The organism is Algoriphagus sp. TR-M9 (genome assembly GCF_027594545.1).
In the GTDB taxonomy this organism is placed as follows: Bacteria; Bacteroidota; Bacteroidia; order Cytophagales; family Cyclobacteriaceae; genus Algoriphagus; species Algoriphagus halophytocola.
Genome location: NZ_CP115160.1, coordinates 2,650,497 through 2,672,740 on the forward strand (window position 1 = coordinate 2,650,497; position 22,244 = coordinate 2,672,740).

Sequence of the window (22,244 nt, forward strand, 5' to 3'; positions counted from 1 at the left end):
CTCCAATTTTTTCAATTCTTGTAATCACGACTCTGGTTTTCAATTCTTACCGTCGGAAGGCAAGCTTTGCTCTTATTTCTTGATACTTGATACTAGCTACTTGATTCTTATTTCTTGGCTCTTGACTCTTGATTCTTGGCTCTAGATATTTCCCCCCTCACCTGATCTGCATCCACTTTTTACTTTCTCGATCTACAAATGTGATCGGGACAAACTTGTCTGTAGGAGCACCTATGTAATAGACCGTCCAGTTGGGGTCATGCCGGCTCAGCATTTCAGAAATACAATCCGCCCGGTGGCTTGCAGGATTTTGGCATTCATCCCAATAGAAAAGCTCTACTTTGTAATGCAATTTTTTCACCTCGTTATTGATGATCACCTGAATATCAATATTCTGTTTGCCTGGCAAATTGGGGATAGGTATAGCGATATGGCTCATAGTAGAGGAAGTTAAAGTGCTGAGATATTTTGGGTATTCCAGATCCATGCCAGCCCAAATGCCTCCATACAGGCAATTTTGGGCATTTCAGCGCAGGGTGAATCCTAATCTTCGGACGATTTTGTTCGCTTTCGGTCGATTGCTTTATAGTTTTTAGGCTGGAAAGTGCTGAGACTGGAAAGTGCTGAGGTTATAGAGTTGTAAAGGCTCGCCCTGAGCAAAGTCGAAAGCTAGTAATCGTGTCATCTAGAGCTTCTTCCACCGTGGTCTGTGTCCCACAGACCACTATATTTAACGATCTCCTATCTCTTTCTTCATTTCGGTCTGTGAGACACAGACCGAGGAGGTAGACACAGACCGAGGAGATAGCAGGCTGGACTCTAAAATTTTGAAAATTATGTCTTGCTACTTTATTCGCTCTTCAGACTTTTCCTCCCGAATTCTCGGGATTTCATCTTCCTCACTCTGATTTTAGAGATTTAACCGGATTCAACATAGCCGCTTTTACTGCCTGGAAACTAATAGTCACCAAGGCAACTACAACTGCCAACATCCCTGAGATCAAGAATACCCACCAGTGAACTGGCACCTGATAAGCAAAACCTTCCAGCCATTTGTTCATAGCAAACCATGCCACTGGAGTAGCAACCAGGATCGCCACCAAAACCAGTTTGATAAAGTCCTTAGACAATAAGCCTACTATGCTGCCAATATTGGCTCCCAGTACTTTTCGAATTCCGATTTCCTTGGTTCGCTGCTCTGCGGTATAAGTCGCCAAGCCAAGTAATCCCAAACAAGCGATCAAAATAGCCAAAATAGAGAAGGTGGTAAAGATCTGTCTGAACCTGAAATCCGATTCGTACTGCTTATTGAAATCAGCATCCAGAAAACTATAAATAAATGGTCTATGGGGCGCCAATTCCTTCCAAACTCCCTCGATCTGAGTGAGTGTTTCTGGTAAGTTTTCTCCCTTTACCTTTAGGCTCATATACCGACTGGCATACGCTTCAAAAGGCAAAGTCAAGGGTTCAACTGTATTATGTAAAGAGATGTAATTAAAGTCTTTGACCACTCCAATTACCTCACCTGCTCTACCCCATTGATCAAACTTTTTGCCTACTGCATCTGCTGGATTTGCATAGCCATACTGTCTGGCAGCAGCTTCATTGATCACCAAAGCAGAAGTGGAGTCTGAGGGGTAATCTCTGGAGTAAGATCTTCCAGCGATTAATTCCAGATCGAAATGATCAATAAAATCCAGTCCTACCTGAAAAATAGCCTGACCAATCATGACCATTTCACCTTCAGGATTTTCAATCGTAGTCCCTGCATTTGGAAAGTGGCTGCCTGGCACAGACCTGGAAAACGCCACAGATTCTATATTCGGATTATTTTCCAGTTCGCTTTCCAAGGCAGAAGAAACATTGTTTACCTGCTCATCATAATTGTAATCCACTATTACCATCTGCTCCTTATCGAAGCCCATATCCTTGTCCAGCAAGTGACTCATTTGAGAATATACGATGATGGTTCCGGCGATCAGTGCTATGGAAAGGCTAAACTGAAATATCACCAAACCTTTTCTGAGATTGACTCCACGGGCATCGGATTTGTTAATCCCTTTCAGAATCATTACAGGCCGGAAACTGGATAATACCAAGGCAGGATAGGAACCTGCCAAAAGCCCCACCAGAATGATTATCCCCAAAAAGAAAGGGATAGTCTGCCAGTTAAGAATTTGTTGCACATAAAGCTCTTTGCCGGTAAGTGAATTCATCATAGGCATGGCAATCGAAACAAAGATCACCGCCGTAATAGCAGCAAGTAATACAATAATCAGAGATTCCCCCAAGAACTGAAAGATCAAACTACGTTTATCTGCACCTATGGATTTTCGAATCCCCACTTCCTTAGCCCGCTCCATGGAACGTGCTGTAGAAAGGTTCATAAAATTGATGATGGCTATTCCTAAAATAAATAGACCTATCACTGAGAAAACATAAATATTGGATAAGGATGCAGTATCTCCAGGTTGGCGCTGCACTTCCGATCTAAGGTATACATCACTTAATGGCTCAATCCCAATGGTATAATTTGGCCCATTTTCTTCGCTGGCTCTTCTTTCCAAAAATCCAGGGATTTTGGCTTCAAATGCCTGCTGGTCAAATTGATCATTGACCAAGAAATAGGTGTACGTATCCACATAACCCCAGGCATCAAAAACACCTGGTCTGGATTGATGAAAGGTACTGAGAGAGAGAAGGGTATTGAATTGAAGATGTGAATTGGAAGGCAGGTCTTTCATTACTCCCGTCACGGTATAATCCCCGGCATTGGCTCTTCCTGCTACATCAGATCCTTTTAGGGTTTTCCCTAATGCTTCCTGGTCACCAAAATATTTCCGTGCGGTAGTTTCTGATAACACCACGCTATATGGAGCTACTAAAGCCTTTTTGGGATCCCCTTCGAGCAATTCAAAAGAAAACACATCAAAAAAGGTGGAGTCCATAAAAACAATTCCATCCTCCTGTTGGGTCTGGTCACCTCTTGTGAATAATATATCAGCTTTTCCAGAAAACCGGACCACTTTTTCCACTTCAGGAAAATCCAATTCCAATGCAGGCCCTACCGGGGCATTGCCCCAAACCCAGTAATCTTCTCTGGCATTACTGGCCTGCTCATCCTCTCCAAAATACCCATGAACAATTCTGAAAATCCTGTCCCCTTTTTCATGGAATTGATCATAGGAAAGCTCATCCTGCACAAACATAAAAATGAGCACACAACAGGCCATTCCAATCCCCAATCCAACAATGTTGATAAAAGAATAAACCTTCTTCTTGAGCAGGTTTCTATAAGCGATTTTAAAATAGTTTTTCCACATGCATTTTAAAGTTTTAAGGTTCAAAAGTTGAAAGGTTTTTTATCTACCTACTCACCTGTTGTTTTCAAATTACTGATTCTAGATACTTGACTCTTTGTTCTTGACTCTTTGTTCTAAATTCTTGATTCTTGTCTCTTGTCTCTTGACTCTTGGTTCTTGCCTCTAAATTCAAAATACTATATACCTACCTTCTGCAGGCTACCTTGATACATGGTACTTAATACTTTGTACTTAATACTTTGTACTTGATTATTCCCCTTTCAAATTGGAGGCAGGATTGATTCTTATAGATTTCAAAGCATGATAACTTACTGTCAATAGAGCCATCGTGGTCGCTACTAATCCGGAAACCACAAAGGTTTGCCAGCCAATTTCAATTTTACTATCAAAGTCTTTCAGCCAGTTTTCCATCAAGTAATAAGAAATCGGAGCGGCAATAACCAAGGAAATCAAGGTCATCAAGATGAATTTCTGCGTCAACATTCTGAAGATCCCATGGAGTGAAGCACCCAAAACTTTACGGATACTCATTTCCTTGCTTCTCTGCTCAATGATATAGGCAGACAGTGCAAACAAGCCTAAACAAGCAACTAAAATGGCCAACACAGAAAAGCTGGTCAGGATGATTCGAACTCTACGGACATTGCTATACATCTGTGCAAAGGAATCATCCATAAAGGCATATCGGAAGGCAAGATTTGGTGCAAATCCATTCCATTTTTCCTCTATTGATTTCAATAGCCCCTGCATATCTTCTGTATTTGCCTTCACCGACATGATTGTATTGCTTTGGCCCATAAAGAGAGCTAGAGGCAAGACCCGCTGTTTCATATTATCAAAGCGGAAATCTTTGACTACTCCAATAATTTCATTGACTTCACCGTATCTCGATATTTTCTTTCCTACCGGATCTTCCAAAGCAAGTTCCTTGACCATTTCTTCATTTACGATGGTTGCTTTCTTATCAGAAGCGATATTCTTATCAAAATTTCTTCCCGCTATTAATTCAATTCCAAGCGTCTCTAAATAATCTTCATCTATCTGCCAAACTTGGCCAGAGATACTTTCATCAATATTATCCCTACCCTCTTTGGTAAATTGATTGCCATTTCGCTTAGTCCCAGCCAAGGGCAAATAATCACTGATTGAAACTGATTCAATTCCGGATATACGGGTTAATTCCTCCTTGAAAACTTGATCTTGATCCCCCAACATATTGGTACCGTAAAGTTGAATCACCTGCTCCTTCTCAAACCCAACTTTTGAGTTGAGGATATGAGACATCTGCTTATTGATTACCAGTGTGCCAATAATCAGAATAATTGAGATACTAAATTGAAAGACCACCAGACTGCTTTGAAAGCCTCCTGATTTGCTGCCCAGTCTTAATCTTCCCTTTAGCACATGGATGGGTGAAAAAGCTGATAAGTAAATAGATGGATAAAACCCTGCAAGACCACCAACCAATAAAGCCGCAACTAATAGAATTGGCAAGAATAACGGGTTTGACCAAGGTATCGTCAGTGCTATGCCTGTCATCTCTTGGAAAAGAGGCATAATGGACTCTGCCAGAATTAATCCTACCACAAAAGCCATTAATGTCAATAGGACGGATTCCGCTAAAAATTGAAAGATCAAGTTGGTTCTACTTGAACCAACTACCTTTCTCAGGCCAACTTCTTTTGCCCGATTGGCAGATTTGGCAGTGGAGAGGTTCACGAAATTAATCGAAGCCAAAACCAGGATAAACAAGGCAACAGTCCCGAAAATCCAGACAATTTTGATATCATTCCTAAAACCAGACTCACTTCCAATATTGGCGGAATACAAATGGATATCCGTCATTGGCTGTAGATATAACTCAGCTTTATCCTCCAATCCTTCCGCCATGGTCAATCCCATTGCTAACATGGCCGGTTTGAGATATTGAATTATCACAGTGGAAGAAAGCGTTTTGTCAAATTCTTCTACATTGGTATCTGGTCTAAGCTGTAAGTAAGTTTTGTAATTGGACTGAACCCATCTATCCTGCTCACCCTTCCCAAATTCAACTCCTTTCATGGTCAAAAAGTACTTGTAGTTCAGGTGCGAATTAGTTGGGAAATCCCTCATCACAGCAGTAATTCTTCTGGGATCTTCCCGATTTCCATTGAGGTAAATCACACTACCTACAGGATTTTGATCTTTAAAGAATTTCTTGGAAACAGATTCAGAAATGACAATAGACTTTGGTTCTGTCAATGCAGTTTTAGCATCCCCGAATACCATTGGGATACTGAAAATATTCAAAACCTCCTGATCGGCATAAGCAAAACCTTCTTCATGGTGCTGCATATCCTGATCATTAATCTGAATTTCATTGGCTCCTGCTCCATAAAAAAGGTCATTGTCCATGATCCTTCCTGCCTTTTCCACCTCATCAAAATCAGCATCAACTGTCCTGGCGAAATTGGCAGAAAAATGAACTCCTCTTTCTGTGCCATTACCTAAATTGATGCTGTTTACTACACGATAGATATTTTCGGAATTCGGGACGAATTTATCATAGCTGGTTTCGTGTAGAATATAAACAGCAATCAGGATACAAGCAGAAATACCAATGCTGAGTCCAGCAATATTGATAAAGGAAAAACCTTTGGCTTTCAGAATATTTCTCCAGGCGATTTTTAAATAGTTTTTCCACATGGGCTTTAAAGTTTTAAGGTTCAAAGGTTGAAAGGTTTTTTATCTACCAACTCTCCTGTTATTTTCAAATTCTTGATTCTAGATACTTGATACTTGGTACTTAATACTTTGTACTTGTTCCTAAATTCAAAATACTAGATACTATATACCTACCTTCTGCAGGGTATCTTGATACTTGATACTTTGTACTTGATACTTAATACTTCGTACTCGATACTTCGCGCTTCTTCAATCGTACTTCGTTATTCATCTTTCAAACTCTTCACTGGATCCGCTTGGATACTTTTATAGGACTGGAAAAAGATTGTAGCCAAGGCTAAAGCCAAACAGGATATCGTAGCCAAAACCATTACCCAGACATTCAAACCTGTTTTATAGGCAAATTCTTCAAGCCATTGATCCATAAAATAAATGGCAAGTGGAATAGCGAATAGAATAGAAATACAGATCAATTTCAGGTAAGAAGCAGAAAGCATCATGAAAATCTCCACCATGGAAGCTCCAAAAACCTTTCTGATTCCAATTTCTTTCATTCGCAGATGAGTGGTATATGCTGTCAGTCCAAACAAGCCCAGACAGGCAATAATTATCGAAAGTAGGGTCAGAACTTTCAGCAGATCTGCCATCTTCATTTCAGATTGATATACCCAAGCAAAGTCTTGATCCAAAAAGGAATAATTCATCGGAACTCGAGGTTCGTAGGCTTTCCAGGCCTCTTCCAAAGCTGCCAAACCCGACTCCATCGAACCAGCCTGAACACGAACGGTGATGTAATCTCTTAAGAAATAATTGTCCATGTATTCAATGACCAATGGCTTGATCTCATTCCGAAACGACTCAAAATTGAAATCTTCCACCATGCCGATCACTTCCAAAGTTGCCTCATCATTTTCACCTCTGTTTTTGGTCAAAATCTGCCCCACAGGATCGTCCAAGATCCCAAAGAACTTAGCTGCCTGCTGATTGATGACTACTTTGCCCGAATCTGCTCTTGCTGTCCTTGCGAAATTTCTCCCGGCTAGTAAGTTGATCTGATAGGTGTCGATATATTCTGCATCTGCTTCATACCAATTCATTCCCTGCTCTTCTACCGCATCCTGCACATTAAAAGATCGCATCTGGAACTGGCCTGCCATTGGAATTCCAGTAGAAAAACTCAGGGATTGTATCTGGGAACTTGAAGCAAACCTTCCTTTGAAATCCTCCCGCTGATGATTTTGAATTTCCCCATCATTATGAATAATCAGCAACTGATCCTTATCAAATCCGGGATTGGTGTTTTGGATAAAACTCATCTGCCGCTGCACCATCAGCGTACAAATGATCAAAGTCAAAGAAGTCGCAAACTGAAAAACAACCAAGGCATTTCTGAAAGTGTGTGAATTCTTCCCTACCGACAATTGCTTTTTCATAATCAGCAAAGGCTTGAAAGAACTCAAATAGAAAGCTGGATAAAATCCTGATAAAAGGGTCAGTACAATTAATAAAGAAGGAATTGCTACTAAGACCATCGGATTTCCAATCAGATTAAACTGAAGGTCCTTTCCCGAAATTTGGTTGAATAGGGAATTTGATAACTGTACTACCAAAAGGGAAAGGAAAATGGAAATGAGAACTATAATAAATGCTTCTGTCAGGAATTGGTAAACGAGCTGTGATTTTTTGGAGCCCATCACTTTTCTTACTCCAACTTCCATAGACCGAAGCCCAGCTTTGGCGGTAGCCAGATTCATAAAATTGATACATGCCAAAAGCAAGACGAAAATGGCAACCAATGAAAAAATATAAACATAGCTTTCGTAACTATTTGCTTCGAATTCACGGAGCAGATGCGAATTAAGATGAATGTCCGGAATAGGCATCAACTGAAGGTTGTAATCCGTACTTCCATCTTCAGAATTAAGCGAAGGCATCGCGTAATTCTCCACAATCTGAGTGAGCTTGGAGGAAACTGCCTGTTGATTTCCTTCCGCTATTTTGGCATAAGTATAGAGAATTGGCCAAGACCAAGAATCCATTAAAAAAATCTCCTGATACATCCCCGGCTCATAAACCAGCATATCAAAATGCATGTGGGATTGAGCTGGAATATCCTTGATCACTGCAGCAATCTCCCTAGGTGTGGGATCATTACTTCCGATCAATAAGACCTTCCCAAGGACTTCCTGCGGTGAAATATCTCCAAAATACTTTTTCGAAAGAGATTCTGTAATTACAATAAAGTTGGGCTCAGAAAGAGCCTTTTCTTTACTTCCAGCCAGGATAGGCAAATCAAAAACCTGGAAAAAGTTAGGCTCAGCATAATACACTTTTTCTTCCCGAAAGACCTGTTCTTTATTGACTCCTGAGCCAGGCTGAATGGTAAAATCATTCCATTTTAAAATCCGTGTAACTGCATCAACTTCCGGAATATCGGATTCCATTCTTGGTCCCAAAGCTGGAGGGGCTGTGGCATAACTTGCCGCATTAAAATTACCCCAATGCGTACTGACCCTGTAGATAGAATCGGAGTCTGATAAATAGCTATCGTATCTCAATTCATCCTGAATAAAAAGCATAATCATCAAAAACCCGCTTATACCCAAAGTCAAACCAAAGATATTCAGTCCAGTATATAGTCTGTTTTTCTTTAATACTCTCCAGGCAATTTTTAAATAATTTTTCAGCATGTTTTTATCAGTTGATAGTACTTGTCCGCCGAGGCGGGTTGAAAAATTAGGGCCTCCTAATCCTTCATTCTAAACTTAAATACTCTTGGTTCTTATTTCTTAAATCTTGGTTCTTGACTCTTGGCTCTTGGCTCTAGACTCTTGGTTCTTGCCTCTTGATACTTAGCTCTACTTTTATGCCACTATAAACGGCCTTGAAATAGTCAATAAGGCATTTTTAGCATTTCAAAAATCTTCAGCTCGGACGATTTCGTCCGCTCTCGGGCAAAAGTCAATACAGTGATCAGCTAGAAAAAAGGAAAAAGCAGGAATTAAAAAATTTTCATAATGTGTACACCCTGTTTCATGGAAAGACGGAAAGAATAAATCTATTCTGTCACCTATCGCCTACGCAAAATCCCTAACAGCTACTAAATGCTATTCTTGGTTCTTGACTCTAGATTCTTGGCTCTTCCTTTTTGGACAGTAGGAGATACGCAGAGCTGAAAATCAGGGTATTTACTCCACCAATTTAGGCTTCTGAAAACTATACAGTAAATAATACAGTGCCGGCAAGATAAATAGGCTTCCGATCATCAGCGCCCAGACCAGTTTAGAAACAGAGTTTCCCTGCGCTACTGAAACCCAATATCATTTGAAAATCAGATTGTTTAACTTCATTTTCTTCTGGTTCAGGGGAAACTATAGCCAACATAATAAATGTCAAATCCACCTTTACCTCCGGGCCTGTTTGATGAAAATATTAACATGTCATTTTTGTAATCTACAAAAGACTCTAGAATAGGCCTATATTCATCCTGAGCACTATTAATTTGATCGCCTAGATTTACCGGATCTGTCCAAGTTCCATTTTGAAAAATAGAGTAATAGAGGTCATACCCTCCTAATCCACCACTACGATCTGATGCGAATAGGAGGATATTTTTATATACGAACGGAAAGTGATCATTGAAATCAGAATTAAGATTCAATTTCGAAGCTTCTGGAAACTCCTCTGATCTTAAAAATTCAAGAATTGAAATCCCATCTGGAATCTCAATCTGATAAATATCATATCCGTCTCCCATATCAGCAGAAAAGACTATGTTTTTGGGGCTTCTTCCCTCTTCAATTTTCAGTGATTTTTGAAAATCCCCACCCATAAGCGAGGGATACATTTCGGCATGGCTTTCTGGCAAAAAGTGAATAGATTGGGGTTCACTAAAAGTAGAGTTAGAACCTTCGGTTATCTCTCTGACAAGTTTAATTTCAGTTTCTTCATCACATCTTCCAGAATAAAGCATCACCAAGTCCCCTGACTCATCATAAAATGAGTAAGGTCCTCTTTCATCACAAGAAGAATTACTTGCCTTGGATATAGCGTTTTTCCTATTGTTTTCACCTTCGGACACAGAGAAGCTCAAACTGCCCGTCTCAGTGTCCCAAATTATATCCAATGTACTGACTTCCAGATCAAATTGACCCCCTGCGCTAGTTTGGTTGGTCGAAAAAGTGAAAGCTACAGAGTGGTACAAAACATCAGAATCCATATTCATTTCATCATGAGGTGTATTCAGCAGTTCAAAATTTTGGACTTCCTCAGGAAATTCCCCATTTGGAAAATTATTTTTGGAACCAAAGCAGGAAGAAAGCGCAAAAATTAAAAGAAAGTGGTTTAGTATCTTTTTCATGGTCTTATTCCTGAAATTATTTTTAAGCCTGAACTGTAATTACTGGAACTGCCAGAAGGTGTATATACTCCCGCAGCAAACCAGCCATTGGCTCCTCCATTCCCTCTAGCGCATTTGGAATACTAAATTTAAAAATTCTTGTTTTCATTTGTAAAAATTGGTTTTGGATTATCACTAATTATTTCTTGATAATATGAAAAAAAAAATAAGTTCAACAAATTTATCCTATCCCATTGTCACCTTCTGACTGCTAATGAATAGCTCCACTCAACAAATGTCCGCTAAAAGTGGTATTGTTTAAGTATTTTGGGATGGTAGAAAAAATCAGATTCCTTTAAAAGGTTTACCATCGTCCTGTAAATCACCATTCAAAATATAGTAGTATACTACTCCACCAATTTAGGCTTCTGAAAACTATACAGTAAATAATACAGTGCCGGCAAGATAAATAGGCTTCCGATCATCAGTGCCCAGGCCAGACTAGAAATGGCTTTCTCAGGAGCTGCAGAATTGAAAAGCGAAAGATTTTCACCGGATTTGACAATAATGATGTCTGGATAATAATGATAACCAAAGGCCAAAAGAATGGCTGAAACCACAAACCCTCCAAGGAACCTATCCAGTTTTCTATCGCCGCGACCCAGCTTAAACCACAGCAAAATCATGGCTGCAGTGGCCAGAAACAAAACCCCAACCGTAAACCACTCGGTAAGAATCAAGTCCACTAAAGGCACTTCATCTATGATAGATGCAAAAAAGACCAAACCTCCCGCCACAAAAGTTAAAACCATAAACAATTTTGCCTTACGGATAATAAGCCTCTGCACCTCCTCCTTTCTCGCCTCACCCACTAGAAAAACCGCCGCCAGAAACCCACAAATAGCGACTGTAAACAGACCTACCGCTATACTGAACAGATTGAGCCATGGCTGGATATAAGCTCCCAAAAAGCTATTGGCCTCAGGATCAATCTCCCCACCCACTGCAGCCCCGAACGTCAAGCCCAGAAATAGCGGGGTAATAAAACTGGAATAAGTGAAAATGAGATTATAAACTTTCTGCATTTCATCCTGATAGGCATCATAATGCCGGAATACAAAAGCTGTTCCCCTACCAATAATACCAATGAGCATTAATGCCAAAGGAATGTGCAAATGCACTGAAAGCATGGTATAAATAGAAGGAAAACCCACAAACAGGATCACAATGCTAATGATCAGCCACATGTGATTGGCTTCCCAGATGGGGCCTATGGTTTTGTAAGTGGTGTCGCGGAATTTGTCACGCATGGAAGATGGAGTAACTATTTCCAATATCCCTGCTCCGAAATCTGCTCCTCCCAGAATCACATAGAGTAAAATAGACAAACACAGAAAAATGATGACAACGTACAGCATAGGATCAGATTAAGAGTCAGAGGAAGTACTTGGTGTAAGTGTTGGCTTTTGGGATACAGCCTTAATTTGTCTTACCAGCAGAAAACCCACAATTGCCGTAAGGGAAAGATAGATTGCAGTGAAAATGTAAAAGGAATAGCTGATTCCCGGCATAGGCGTTACCGCATCTTTGGTAAGCATGATTTCATAGATGATCCAGGGCTGTCGGCCTACCTCGGTCACGGTCCATCCAGCTTCCACGGCGATAAATCCCAAAGGTGTAGCCAAAGCAAATAGCCAGAGAAACCAAGGTTGGGCCAGCCAGTTTTTCTTTTTCCAGAGTGAGAAAAAATACAGTAAACTCAAGCCCACCAAAATCATCCCCAACCCAACCATAATCTGAAAGGCAAAGTGCGTGACCGTAACAGGTGGATGATGTTCCTCCGGAAACTGATCCAGCCCTATCACCTCAGCATCAAAATCCCCATGGGCCAAAAAGCTTAACGCTCCTGGAATTTTAATGGCATAATTTACTTCTTTAGCCTCTTCATCGGGAATCCCCCCAATAATCAAGTCTGCAGCTTCTTCAGTATGGTAATGCGCTTCCATTGCCGCTAGTTTTGCGGGTTGCCGCACTGCGATATCCTTAGCTGAAATATCTCCGGAGATAGGTTGAAGAACAGCCGCCACAGCTCCAAAAATCAGGGCTATGGTAAATGCTTTTTGGTGGAAAGCTTTGTTCTCTCCCTTCATCAATAAGTAGGCGTGTATGCCTGCCACTGCAAAACCTGTGGCTACAAAAGCCGCCAGGGTCATATGCAGGGCCTGGGTAAACCAAGCTTCATTGAACATAGCAGCGATGGGATCAATATTCAGGAATTCCCCATTGACATAGTCAAAACCACTAGGACTGTTCATCCAGCCATTTGCAGCTACCACTAAAATCCCCGAAGCCAAACCGCTGAGTCCTACTATTACACCTGTGAACCAGTGAAACCAGGGATTGAACCTACCCCAGCCATAGAGAAAAAATCCCAGTGCAATGGCCTCTATAAAAAACGCCGTCCCCTCCAGAGAAAACGGCATTCCGAAAATAGGTCCGGCATGGAGCATAAATTCCGGCCAAAGTAAACCCAATTCGAAAGAAAGCATGGTCCCGGATACCGCGCCGGTGGCAAAGAAAATCGCCACGCCTTTGCTCCAGGCTTTGGTGAGATCCATATACACAGTATCCTTTGTTTTCAAGTATTTGTAATGAGAGGTGGCCATGAAAAAAGGCATCACCATACCTATACAAGCAAAGATGATATGAAAGCCCAGCGATAGAGCCATTTGGGAGCGGGCAGCAAAAAGATCATCCATGGATCAAAAGGGGTTAGATGGAATAGAATTGACAACTGAGCCAATCAAAACATGCTACCTTACTGACGTGTAAAAAAGGAAATTAGTTCGTCAAAGATGTATTAAAATCCCTTCCTTTTTTCAGCAAATCAAAAGGCATTATTTTACAAAGTCAGCATCCTGAATAATGCTTTTAGGCTTTATACAGAAAACCAAGGGCTTAGCTCATGCATTTATCACATTTTTCATTAGATTAATTGCAAAAACAGATTTTTATGTATGTAAAGCGTTATTATAGTTTTTGGATGACAGTGCGCTGGTCTAAGTATTCATTGATTTATGGACTGCTCTATTCCACCTTCATCATTGTACTCTACGAACTCACCAATATCCCTTTCTCCTTACCCTGGCAACCTATCTCTGTGATAGGTATTGCGGTGGCATTTTTCCTGGGTTTCAAAAACAACTCCTCGTATGACCGAACCTGGGAAGCGCGTAAAATATGGGGAGCCATAGTCAATGAAAGCAGAACCTTCGCGACTGGGATTCTCAGTTTACCTAAATCAGACTTACCATTCGAGGAGAAAAGAAAGCTTATTCTTCGCCATCTGGCTTGGCTTTTGGCACTAAAGCATGTGATGCGAAAGGAAAAAACCTGGGAGCACAACCTTCCGGTGAACAAACTGAATTTCATCCCAGGCTTTATCAAGGAGTATTACGATGGATTGTTTGTGGAAATAGAACAATACCTGGACAAGGATGAGCTGGAAGAACTGAAAAGCTACAGCAATCTCCCTTCCCAACTCCTCAAAAACCAAAGTAAGGCTATTGGGACGCTGCATGAAAAGGGCTTCATCAGCGATTACAAGCAGGTTTGGCTGCATGAACTTATCGGCAAGCTCTACACCAATCAGGGAATGAGTGAGCGGATCAAAAACTTCCCTTTTCCCAGACAGTATGCTTCCACAGGTCTCTGGATCACCTACATTTTCTGTGCGCTGATTCCCTTTGGTTTATTGGATATTTTTGCAGAGTCCTCAGCCTTGCATTATTGGCTTACCATCCCATTTTCAGCGATTATCATCTGGACATTCTTTGTGGTGGACAGGATAGGTGACTATTCCGAAAATCCATTTGAAGGAGGGTACAATGATGTGCCGATTTCATCTATTGCCAGAGCCATAGAGATAGATTTACTCGAAATGCTGGGCGAAAAGAATATTCCCGAGTCTTACCAAACGGAGAATGGGTTTTTGATGTAATAGACTTATTTTCAGTGGGCTAATAATTAAATGGGATTATCCGCAATGATGCCTGTAGTTAAAGAATAGGGCTAGATAGCAGCGGATAATCGTCCACCGACAACAATCCACTGCCCACAGCACATAAAATTTGGATTCCTTAAACAGAATCTCTCAATATATCCGAAATAATCCTGCTAACTGTATAGATGATAAATTCTATTAAAGTCCCTACAGGAATAGTATTTACCTTTTGCGGATACTGCTGGAACCGGAAACTTTGATGTCTCCCATTCTTGGAGATCCGGAGTAGATCACATCGCCTGATCCAGAAGATCTTACGGATATTTCGCCTAGGTCCCCAACATGGGTGTCACCCGAACCGGATTTTGAAACCTCAAGCTGTCCTATCGCCAGCGTTTCCCCATAAAAGTCGCCTGAGCCGGACTGTTTGATTTCTGCCATATCCACTGCCCCACCGTTGATTTCTATATCTGCGGATCCGGAAATCGAGACTTCCAGTTCTCTGGCCTCTAAGGACTCCATATAAATATCCCCAGAACCTGAAAGTCCTGCATAAAACGCCTCTGAGCGTACCGGTGAGTTCAGTTTCATCTCCCCAGAGCCGGAGCATCTTATTCCTTCCAGGTCCCGGTAAGTAATGTGGAATTTCAATTTCACATTGTTGTAGTTGCCGCGCTCCAGGCCTACATTCAGCACATCCCCATTGATTTCTGTTTTCACCTTGTCCAGAGACACTCCCCTGGCTTCTATGAGGATTTCCTCTTTGTCTCCCTGAGTAAGAATCACCTCCCAGCTTCCTCCGGAATGTACTTTGGTGAAGTGGCCAGGAGTTCTGGTTTCTGATTGTTGAGCCTGAGCGCATGAGACCATCACGAAAGCTGTGAACGCAAATGCTAAAATTTTTGAATGGATTTTCATTTTAATTGTATTGTAAGATTGAAATATTTTATAATCTGATATGACTATTCGGAATGATGCCAGTAGTAAAAGAACGTGGCTGGAAAGTAGCAGGATAATTGTCCACTGACGACAGTCCACTGTTCACAAGAGGTTAATGAAGCTTTAACCCTTATTTTCTATCGCTGCTGGTAAGAAATCGGATATACATATTTTTAAATTAGAAAATTTAATTTTTAGCTATAGTTGGATAGTATGCTTGGTGTTGAGTTACCATGTCTCGTTTTTTAGATGCACTTACTACTCAAAAGGTTGCATCCCCAGCCCATTTCTTTCAAATTATCTAGATTCTCGGCTCTCAGCTCTTGGTTCTAGGCTCTCAGCTCTTGGCTCTCGGTTCTTGGCTCTCGGTTCTCGATCTTGGTTCTCGGTTCTACGTTCTTACCTCCTGTCTCTTCCTACTAATACCTCACTCGCTCTTGATGCTCTTTACCGGGTCTGCCCAAGCAGCTTTTAAGGATTGCGACATCACCGTGATGGCAGCTATGGCTCCCGCGATCGTTCCTGCCCATAGAAAAACCGTCCAACTGATGCCGATTTTATAAGCAAAATCATCCAGCCAGGTATTCATCCCAAACCAGGAAACCGGAATAGCGATCAGAAAACCTAGCATGACCAGTTTCATAAAATCCTTGGCTAACAAAACCAAAATATTACCTGTCTCTGCTCCCATCACTTTTCGAATGCCGATCTCTCGGGTGCGCTGTTCCGTAGCAAATGTGGTCAGACCTAGCAGTCCGAGCACTGAAATCAAAATCGCCAAGGCAGAAAAGAAGGTAAATATGGTTTTGACCCGCTGCTCAGCTTCATACTGCCGATTGAAACCCTCATCTACAAAGATGGGCTCAAAAGGGTATCCGGGATTCAAATCTGCCCATTCCCCCTGTAAGTATGCCAAAGTCTCCGCCTTTTGGGCTTTATCGATTTTCATACTCACGGCATAGGATCTATCCTGCGTAATCATAAAAACCATCGGAACAATAGGCTGGTGTAAGGATTCAAAATGAAAATCCTTCATTACCCCGGTCACAAAGCCGGATCGCCCTCCATAATTAAACTTTTGGCCTACTGCTGCTTCCGGGCTGGTCCAGCCAATAGCGCGAACAGCGGACTCATTCAGAACGAAAGCGCCTGTAGAATCGCTCGCCAGGTGATAATCAAAATCTCTACCGGCTACCATAGGAATACCATAGGTCTGGATAAAATCATGGCCCACATGGATATCAGCGATTCGAACAGTGAGTTGGGACATTTCGCCATTCACCTCAGCACTACCCCCCTGCGAATCCAGCAACCTAGCGGAAGGCACCCTACTGGAAATGGTCACTGCAGAAATCCCCGGGTGATTCATCAGCCTGTCTTTGATGAGTTGGTAATTTTCAGTGATTTCAGTACTGGCGGGCAGCACTACTACATCTTCCTTGTCAAATCCCAGCGCTTTGGATTGCATAAAATCCAATTGGCGTACCACCACGATCACTGCCACAATCAGCATCACCGAGATGGCAAACTGACCTACTACCAGTACTGATCTGAAATTCTCATGGCCTTTACCAGCTTTGAAAGTGCCTTTCAAAACTCTGGAAGGTGTAAATCCTGAGAGAAAAAGAGCAGGATAGCTACCGGCCAATAGCCCCACACAAACTACCAATCCCAACAGAGAAAGCAGATACTCAGGATTTGAAATAAAGTCCAGGTGAAGCTGTTTTTGGGTGAAAGCTGCAAAAGTGGGTAGAAAAAGGAAGACGATCAGCACTGCCAAAATCATGGAAATAAAGGCCATCACGAAGGATTCTCCCATAAATTGCTTGATCAAGCGCCTGCGGTCTGCCCCCATCACCTTGCGAATGCCCACCTCCATAGATCTGAGCGAAGACCTGGCTGTGGAGAGATTCATAAAGTTGATACATGCGATCAATAAAATGAATAAGGCTACAGCCAAATAGGTATAGACGTATTCAATATTACTATTGGCTTCTATCTCTGAATCTAGATTGGAATGCAGGTGGATGTCCGTAATAGGCCAAAGGTGCAGGGCAGTAGTTTGGGACTGAGGCACTCCTGCCTGGGCCTCTCCCATATTTCGGTCTATCAGTGCCGGCAGCTGTGCTTCCAGCGCCTGGTAATCGTAGCCCTCTTTAAGGAGCAGGTACGTAGAGAAATTATTGGAGCCAAAATTACTCATGAAAGGCTCTAAGCCTCCATAAAACTGGATCACAGGAGCCATGGAAGCTATAAAGTCCGGGTGCATGTGGGTATTGTCCGGAATATCCTCAAAAACCCCTCGCACCTGAAAGGTAAGCTGCAATCCTTGCACCTCACCCAATAGTTCTTTGCCAATAGCAGATTCGCTACCGAAATATTTCCGGGCAATGGACTCAGAAACCAACACCCCATCGGCCTGGTTCAAAGCAGCTACCGGGTCCCCTTCAATCATTTTCCAGGAAAACACATCAAACAACTCCGGGTCAGCAAAAAAGAATTCATCCTCCACAAAGGAGTTTTCTCCGGACTTAATCAGCAAGCCTGAATTAAACAGCCGAACCACCTCATCTACCTGATCTTCAAAATCGGACTTGATCAATGGACCAAATGGAGGCGCCAGGTGTCCCAGATGAAGACTGGTTTCTCCATCGCCGTTGTTCCAGCTTCTGGAAACTCTATAAATTCGATCTGCCTGCGTATGATAGGTATCATAGCTAAGCTCATGCTGTACATAAAGGAAAATCAGTATACTGACAGCCATCCCTATGGATAAGCCCAGCAGGTTTATGAAAACGTAAAGTGGATTTTTCTTCGCGTTTCTGAAGACGATTTTGAAGTAATTTTTAAACATAGCTAGAGCGGCTTGAAGAATAAAAAGTTTGAACCAAGGGAATATCCCCCTGTCCTCCTTGAACAGGTTGTCATTTTCTGATTATCCGGGCCGATCCAGAACTGCCAATGGATTGACTGGTAGGGTTGCCTTTGATATAGACGTTTCCAGATCCAGAGGCTCCCACCCGCAAGTCTCCACTTACTCCTATGGAAGTAGCACCAGAACCTGATTTACCGATTTTCACATCTCCGGCCATCAGTTCCAAGGCATCAAATGATCCTGAACCCGATTGACCTATATTGGCTGAGTTGCTACTACCTCCATTGATTTTGACTTTGCCTGAACCACTCATGCCTACATTCAATGCGCCAGTTTCCAGATAAGGGATTAGGATATTGCCAGATCCAGAACTTCCTATAGAGAAGCTTTTGCTTGAAATATCCGATTCTAAACTGATGTTTCCTGAACCTCCTAGTCCCACAGCTTTCAAATCCCTCACCGTCACATAGGCAGTAAAGTTTACATTCCTGTGATTTCCCTTTTCCAGTTTAATTTCTAAGTTCCCATCCTCTACTTCGGTGATCACTTTGTCCAAGTCAAAATCCTGGGAAACCAGTCTTACTTCATCCTTATTTCCAATAGCTATGATCACATCCCAAGAACCCGATGAATTGACCCGATTGAAAGAGCCTGGAGTTCTGGTTTCGGTTTGCGCCTGAGCGGTAGTTCCCATCAGAAACAGGATAAATACCCATGCAAATAGTTTAGAGCCTTTCATAATGTAATGGTTTAAGTGTACACTCAGCCTGTTTCAGACATTGTGCCAAGGCCCAGAACTGCCTTTGGGCGGTTTGGAAGGGTGTTTTCTCCGAATTACTTGTCCGTAAAACAGAGATTTTGACCGATCGCGGACATATTTCCAAGGAAAACTAGGATCCTAATGCTCTATGTAATGATTTTAGTGAAAAGCTTTAGAGCTGATGAAACCCTGGGGTTTTCTAAAAATCTCAAAGGAATTATCCCATCCAGCCATTTGATATTCAGGCAATCAAATGCATATTTACCTTATCATCCTGTCACCCTAGCTGGATAATTTTCTTCCTAAGACCTAATTATGATTCCTCACTTACTGGTTTGGATAGTTCCCTTTTTATTGCCTGCTCAGCAATCACAGACTGATAGTCTGAAAAACCTGCTAGTTCAAGCGGATAATGACTCGGTCAAAGCTTCCGCCTTGTACCATTTAAGTAAGCTTTATTATACCTACGATCAGGATACGGCGATCCTCTATGGAATGGAAGCTGCCTCACTCGCCAAGGAAAATGGGTTTGAAAAAATAGGAGCAAATGCCCTCAATATTGTAGGCGTCTCCTATTTGATTCAATCAGACTATGAAAAATCCCTGAGTACCCACCTGGAAGCACTGGGTATCCGGGAGAATCTACAGGATACGGTAGGGATCATTGAGTCCACCATGAACCTGGGAAATATCTACTATCGTCTCAAAGAACTGGAAAAGGCTGTCAAGCAATATGAAAAATCTCTGGAGCTAGCGCAGCTGATCAATCATGAGCGTGCCATGAGCCTATTGTATAATAATCTGGGCAGCTACTACCTGGACCGGTGGTTATCCTGGAAAGAAAGTGAAGACTTCAATCAGACCAAAGCGTATCTGGAGAAATCCAAGGCTATTAAAGAAAAGCTAAACGATAAGCGCAGCCTCACCAATACCCTGCTTCAGCTGGGAGAATTATACTATGAGTCAGGAGAAAAGCAGCAGGCAATCCTCCTACTCAGGCAGGCACTAGAGATCTCCCAGGAAATGAACGATACCGAAGGGAGGCTTTCTTCCCTAGGAACTCTTTCGGACTATCACCGGGACAATAACTCCCTGGACCTTGCCATAGCTTATGCCACTCAGGCTTATGAATTGGCAGCAGAAACTAAGTCAAACTATCAGATCAGCATAGCTGCCAGCAAAATGGCTCACTTGTCAGCGCTGAACCGGGATTTTGAAAAAGCATACGAGTACCAGCGAATCAATGAGGCCAGCAATGATTCCATCTTTAATGATTCCAGGGCCAAAATCCGTGCTGAACTAGAGGTCCAATATGAAAGTGAAAAGAAAGAACTAGAGAATCAAAAGCTCCTGAAAGAGCAGGAGCTGGCAGCACTTACGATAACTCGAAAAAATGAATTGCTGCTCATTTTTATCGCAGTCGCTATCTTACTCATTGCCGTGGCCTGGTACCAGCGTAGAACCAACCAAAAGCTCCGGGCAGTCACCAAAAAACTGAAAGAATACAACACTAAGGTAAAATCCCAAAATCAGCAGATCCAACTGCAGTCAGATGAGCTGAACAGCAGTAACCTCCAACTCAAAAAGGCCAACCACTTTCGGGACAAGCTATTCTCCATTATTTCCCATGATTTGAGGACGCCTTTTTCTTCGCTAAATAACTCTCTGGACCTCTGGAAATCCGGAGACCTTAGCAAGGAAGAGATGGACTATGTACTCGCTGCTATTGCTTCCGATGCCCATGCTGCTTCCAGTTTGCTTTCCAACCTGCTTACCTGGGCACGTACACAAATGAGTTCGGATGAAGTAGAAAAGAAGGAGGTTTCAATACAGGACTTAGTCGCATCAAACCAACACCTCTTTGCCAAGCAGCTTGAGCAAAAAAAGCTAGTGCTAGAAAACCATGTCCCAGCCAACTTCACTGTTTACACTGATCCTGATCGCTTAGATTTCATCATCCGCAATGCCCTCTCCAACTCTATCAAATTCACTCCAACCGGGGGTCGAATCCACATTCAAGTAGCTCCGGACCATCCCTCTGCCCTATTGATCAAGGATAGTGGTAAAGGCATGGACGAAAACCAAATTGATAGTCTGTTCGAAAACAAACAGTTTTCTTCCTCAGGCACTGATGGAGAGCAAGGAACAGGCATTGGTCTAATGCTGGTCAAAGATTTTGCTGACAGCATAGGCGCCGGGATCAGCATCAGTAGCGAAAAAGGAAATGGCACTACTTTTAAAATCATCTTTTCCTGAGTGATTCCCTTTGACTTAATCTAATTCAGCGAACAAACACTGTGTCGATTAACTTTTGAAAGAGTCAGTAGCTAGAAAACATAGCTGAACTTCTTGGCAGCGGCATGCAATGATTGAGTGGACCGGAGACAGAGCCGTATGGGGTATAAGCAAATCATAGTATGGGGTATAATACAAAGGCCGGCCACTTTGCAGCGACCGGCCAAACATTGCTCACCAATGAGAAAGATTTACAATGTTATGCTTTCAACCTGAGTATAAACCAACTCTGGAATCCCCACTGTTTTAGCTCCTATCCTTACGAAAATCTCGCTTCTTGCAGAGAGATTTCCGGGAATAGGCACCTCTATTGTAACGGGAGTCCCTAATTCGATTTGGTCCGCAGGCACATTAAATATTCCGTCATTTCTAACTGCATCAGTCAGCATGGTTCTACCCATATAGACCGAAGCATGTTCCAGGCCTCTATCGGCATTGACGCCGTCTACGGTGAAGGTTACGGATAGATTGTCACCGTTTCGATTGACGCTGGTATTGCTTAATACGTAATATGGCTGCACTTCTACATCTACTATCTGGTTTCCTCTTACCTGCACATCTATGGAGTCAGTCTGATCCATCCACGGGCCATTACCACGCAGTAAGGTCATCTTGTAATCTCCATCAAAGAGCACAGCTGAGAAAGAACCGTCTTGATCTACATAGACAGGAATCTTTTGGAAAAGATCATAACCATGCTGCCAAAGTTCCAGTTGCACACCATTGCTTCGCAGACCTAGAGGTTCTCCGTTATAAACCACCCTGCCACTGAGGGTGGATTTCGGCTCCTCAAAGTTATCAAAATCGCAGCTGGCAGCCATTAGGCCTATCAGCAGGATTAAATAAGTATTTATGGATTTCAATTTCATATAATTATAATTTGTCTTTTAAAGGCCATATGGAATCTCGCCTGGGAGATAATCATCCCTCTGTGTGTCGCTTCGGGTCATGCTTGATTTCATATGCTTGTAGTTTATCTATTAAATGCCCTATGAAGTCTCACACGATTGACAATGATTCTTGTGTCATGCTTGATTTCATTGCTT

The 22,244-nt window shown here is 42.2% G+C and carries 14 protein-coding genes; 2 read left to right on the plus strand and 12 right to left on the minus strand.

Features of this window, described 5'->3' with window-relative positions:
• Positions 1 to 157 precede the first annotated feature (157 nt).
• From PBT90_RS11265 to PBT90_RS11300, 8 genes are all read right to left on the minus strand, one after another.
• Complete coding sequence (locus PBT90_RS11265) at positions 158 to 439, minus strand: hypothetical protein (protein WP_264810673.1); 282 nt, start codon at positions 437 to 439, stop codon at positions 158 to 160.
• Positions 440 to 899: 460 nt separating this feature from the next.
• Positions 900 to 3,323: an ABC transporter permease gene (locus PBT90_RS11270; RefSeq protein ID WP_264810674.1), complete on the minus strand. Its 2,424-nt coding sequence runs from the start codon at positions 3,321 to 3,323 to the stop codon at positions 900 to 902.
• A gap of 249 nt (positions 3,324 to 3,572) precedes the next feature.
• Positions 3,573 to 6,008: an ABC transporter permease gene (locus tag PBT90_RS11275; protein ID WP_264810675.1), complete on the minus strand. Its 2,436-nt coding sequence runs from the start codon at positions 6,006 to 6,008 to the stop codon at positions 3,573 to 3,575.
• A 242-nt stretch (positions 6,009 to 6,250) separates the two neighbouring features.
• Entirely contained in the window at positions 6,251 to 8,677 is a 2,427-nt protein-coding gene (locus tag PBT90_RS11280) for an ABC transporter permease (protein ID WP_264810676.1), read from the minus strand.
• Positions 8,678 to 9,348: 671 nt separating this feature from the next.
• Positions 9,349 to 10,347 carry a hypothetical protein gene (locus PBT90_RS11285; RefSeq protein ID WP_264810677.1) on the minus strand — a complete coding sequence of 333 codons (999 nt, stop codon included), beginning with the start codon at positions 10,345 to 10,347 and terminating at the stop codon, positions 9,349 to 9,351.
• Positions 10,348 to 10,369: 22 nt separating this feature from the next.
• Positions 10,370 to 10,495 (minus strand): hypothetical protein, encoded by a 126-nt coding sequence (locus PBT90_RS11290; RefSeq protein ID WP_264810678.1) that lies wholly within the window; start codon positions 10,493 to 10,495, stop codon positions 10,370 to 10,372.
• A gap of 238 nt (positions 10,496 to 10,733) precedes the next feature.
• Entirely contained in the window at positions 10,734 to 11,744 is a 1,011-nt protein-coding gene (locus tag PBT90_RS11295) for a cytochrome d ubiquinol oxidase subunit II (protein ID WP_264810679.1), read from the minus strand.
• 9 nt (positions 11,745 to 11,753) lie between these two features.
• Positions 11,754 to 13,085, minus strand: coding sequence for a cytochrome ubiquinol oxidase subunit I (locus PBT90_RS11300; RefSeq protein ID WP_264810680.1), 1,332 nt, complete (start codon positions 13,083 to 13,085; stop codon positions 11,754 to 11,756).
• A 254-nt stretch (positions 13,086 to 13,339) separates the two neighbouring features.
• On the opposite strand from PBT90_RS11300, the gene PBT90_RS11305 reads away from it, so the two are divergent.
• Positions 13,340 to 14,326 carry a bestrophin family protein gene (locus PBT90_RS11305; RefSeq protein ID WP_264810681.1) on the plus strand — a complete coding sequence of 329 codons (987 nt, stop codon included), beginning with the start codon at positions 13,340 to 13,342 and terminating at the stop codon, positions 14,324 to 14,326.
• Positions 14,327 to 14,551: 225 nt separating this feature from the next.
• Here PBT90_RS11305 and PBT90_RS11310 read toward each other — a convergent pair whose 3' ends face one another.
• The 3 genes from PBT90_RS11310 to PBT90_RS11320 all read right to left on the minus strand — a co-directional run bounded on the left by PBT90_RS11310 (position 14,552) and on the right by PBT90_RS11320 (position 18,882).
• Entirely contained in the window at positions 14,552 to 15,247 is a 696-nt protein-coding gene (locus PBT90_RS11310; protein ID WP_264810682.1) for a head GIN domain-containing protein, read from the minus strand.
• A gap of 448 nt (positions 15,248 to 15,695) precedes the next feature.
• On the minus strand, positions 15,696 to 18,122 hold the full coding sequence (locus PBT90_RS11315; protein WP_264810683.1) for an ABC transporter permease: 2,427 nt from the start codon (positions 18,120 to 18,122) through the stop codon (positions 15,696 to 15,698).
• A gap of 70 nt (positions 18,123 to 18,192) precedes the next feature.
• Positions 18,193 to 18,882: a head GIN domain-containing protein gene (locus PBT90_RS11320; protein ID WP_264810684.1), complete on the minus strand. Its 690-nt coding sequence runs from the start codon at positions 18,880 to 18,882 to the stop codon at positions 18,193 to 18,195.
• 336 nt (positions 18,883 to 19,218) lie between these two features.
• On the opposite strand from PBT90_RS11320, the gene PBT90_RS11325 reads away from it, so the two are divergent.
• Positions 19,219 to 21,159: an ATP-binding protein gene (locus PBT90_RS11325; RefSeq protein ID WP_270129345.1), complete on the plus strand. Its 1,941-nt coding sequence runs from the start codon at positions 19,219 to 19,221 to the stop codon at positions 21,157 to 21,159.
• A 230-nt stretch (positions 21,160 to 21,389) separates the two neighbouring features.
• Here PBT90_RS11325 and PBT90_RS11330 read toward each other — a convergent pair whose 3' ends face one another.
• The gene (locus tag PBT90_RS11330) at positions 21,390 to 22,067 is read right to left on the minus strand and encodes a DUF3823 domain-containing protein (protein WP_270129347.1); all 678 of its coding nucleotides are present in this window, start codon (positions 22,065 to 22,067) and stop codon (positions 21,390 to 21,392) included.
• Positions 22,068 to 22,244: the final 177 nt, after the last annotated feature.

Bases quoted from the DNA above. Each gene is read 5' to 3' on its own strand.
- PBT90_RS11265 (WP_264810673.1), bottom strand. From the start codon at position 439: ATGAGCCATATCGCTATACCTATCCCCAATTTGCCAGGCAAACAGAAT.
- PBT90_RS11270 (WP_264810674.1), bottom strand. From the start codon at position 3,323: ATGTGGAAAAACTATTTTAAAATCGCTTATAGAAACCTGCTCAAGAAG.
- PBT90_RS11275 (WP_264810675.1), bottom strand. From the start codon at position 6,008: ATGTGGAAAAACTATTTAAAAATCGCCTGGAGAAATATTCTGAAAGCC.
- PBT90_RS11280 (WP_264810676.1), bottom strand. From the start codon at position 8,677: ATGCTGAAAAATTATTTAAAAATTGCCTGGAGAGTATTAAAGAAAAAC.
- PBT90_RS11285 (WP_264810677.1), bottom strand. From the start codon at position 10,347: ATGAAAAAGATACTAAACCACTTTCTTTTAATTTTTGCGCTTTCTTCC.
- PBT90_RS11290 (WP_264810678.1), bottom strand. From the start codon at position 10,495: ATGAAAACAAGAATTTTTAAATTTAGTATTCCAAATGCGCTAGAGGGA.
- PBT90_RS11295 (WP_264810679.1), bottom strand. From the start codon at position 11,744: ATGCTGTACGTTGTCATCATTTTTCTGTGTTTGTCTATTTTACTCTAT.
- PBT90_RS11300 (WP_264810680.1), bottom strand. From the start codon at position 13,085: ATGGATGATCTTTTTGCTGCCCGCTCCCAAATGGCTCTATCGCTGGGC.
- PBT90_RS11305 (WP_264810681.1), top strand. From the start codon at position 13,340: ATGTATGTAAAGCGTTATTATAGTTTTTGGATGACAGTGCGCTGGTCT.
- PBT90_RS11310 (WP_264810682.1), bottom strand. From the start codon at position 15,247: ATGAAAATCCATTCAAAAATTTTAGCATTTGCGTTCACAGCTTTCGTG.
- PBT90_RS11315 (WP_264810683.1), bottom strand. From the start codon at position 18,122: ATGTTTAAAAATTACTTCAAAATCGTCTTCAGAAACGCGAAGAAAAAT.
- PBT90_RS11320 (WP_264810684.1), bottom strand. From the start codon at position 18,882: ATGAAAGGCTCTAAACTATTTGCATGGGTATTTATCCTGTTTCTGATG.
- PBT90_RS11325 (WP_270129345.1), top strand. From the start codon at position 19,219: ATGATTCCTCACTTACTGGTTTGGATAGTTCCCTTTTTATTGCCTGCT.
- PBT90_RS11330 (WP_270129347.1), bottom strand. From the start codon at position 22,067: ATGAAATTGAAATCCATAAATACTTATTTAATCCTGCTGATAGGCCTA.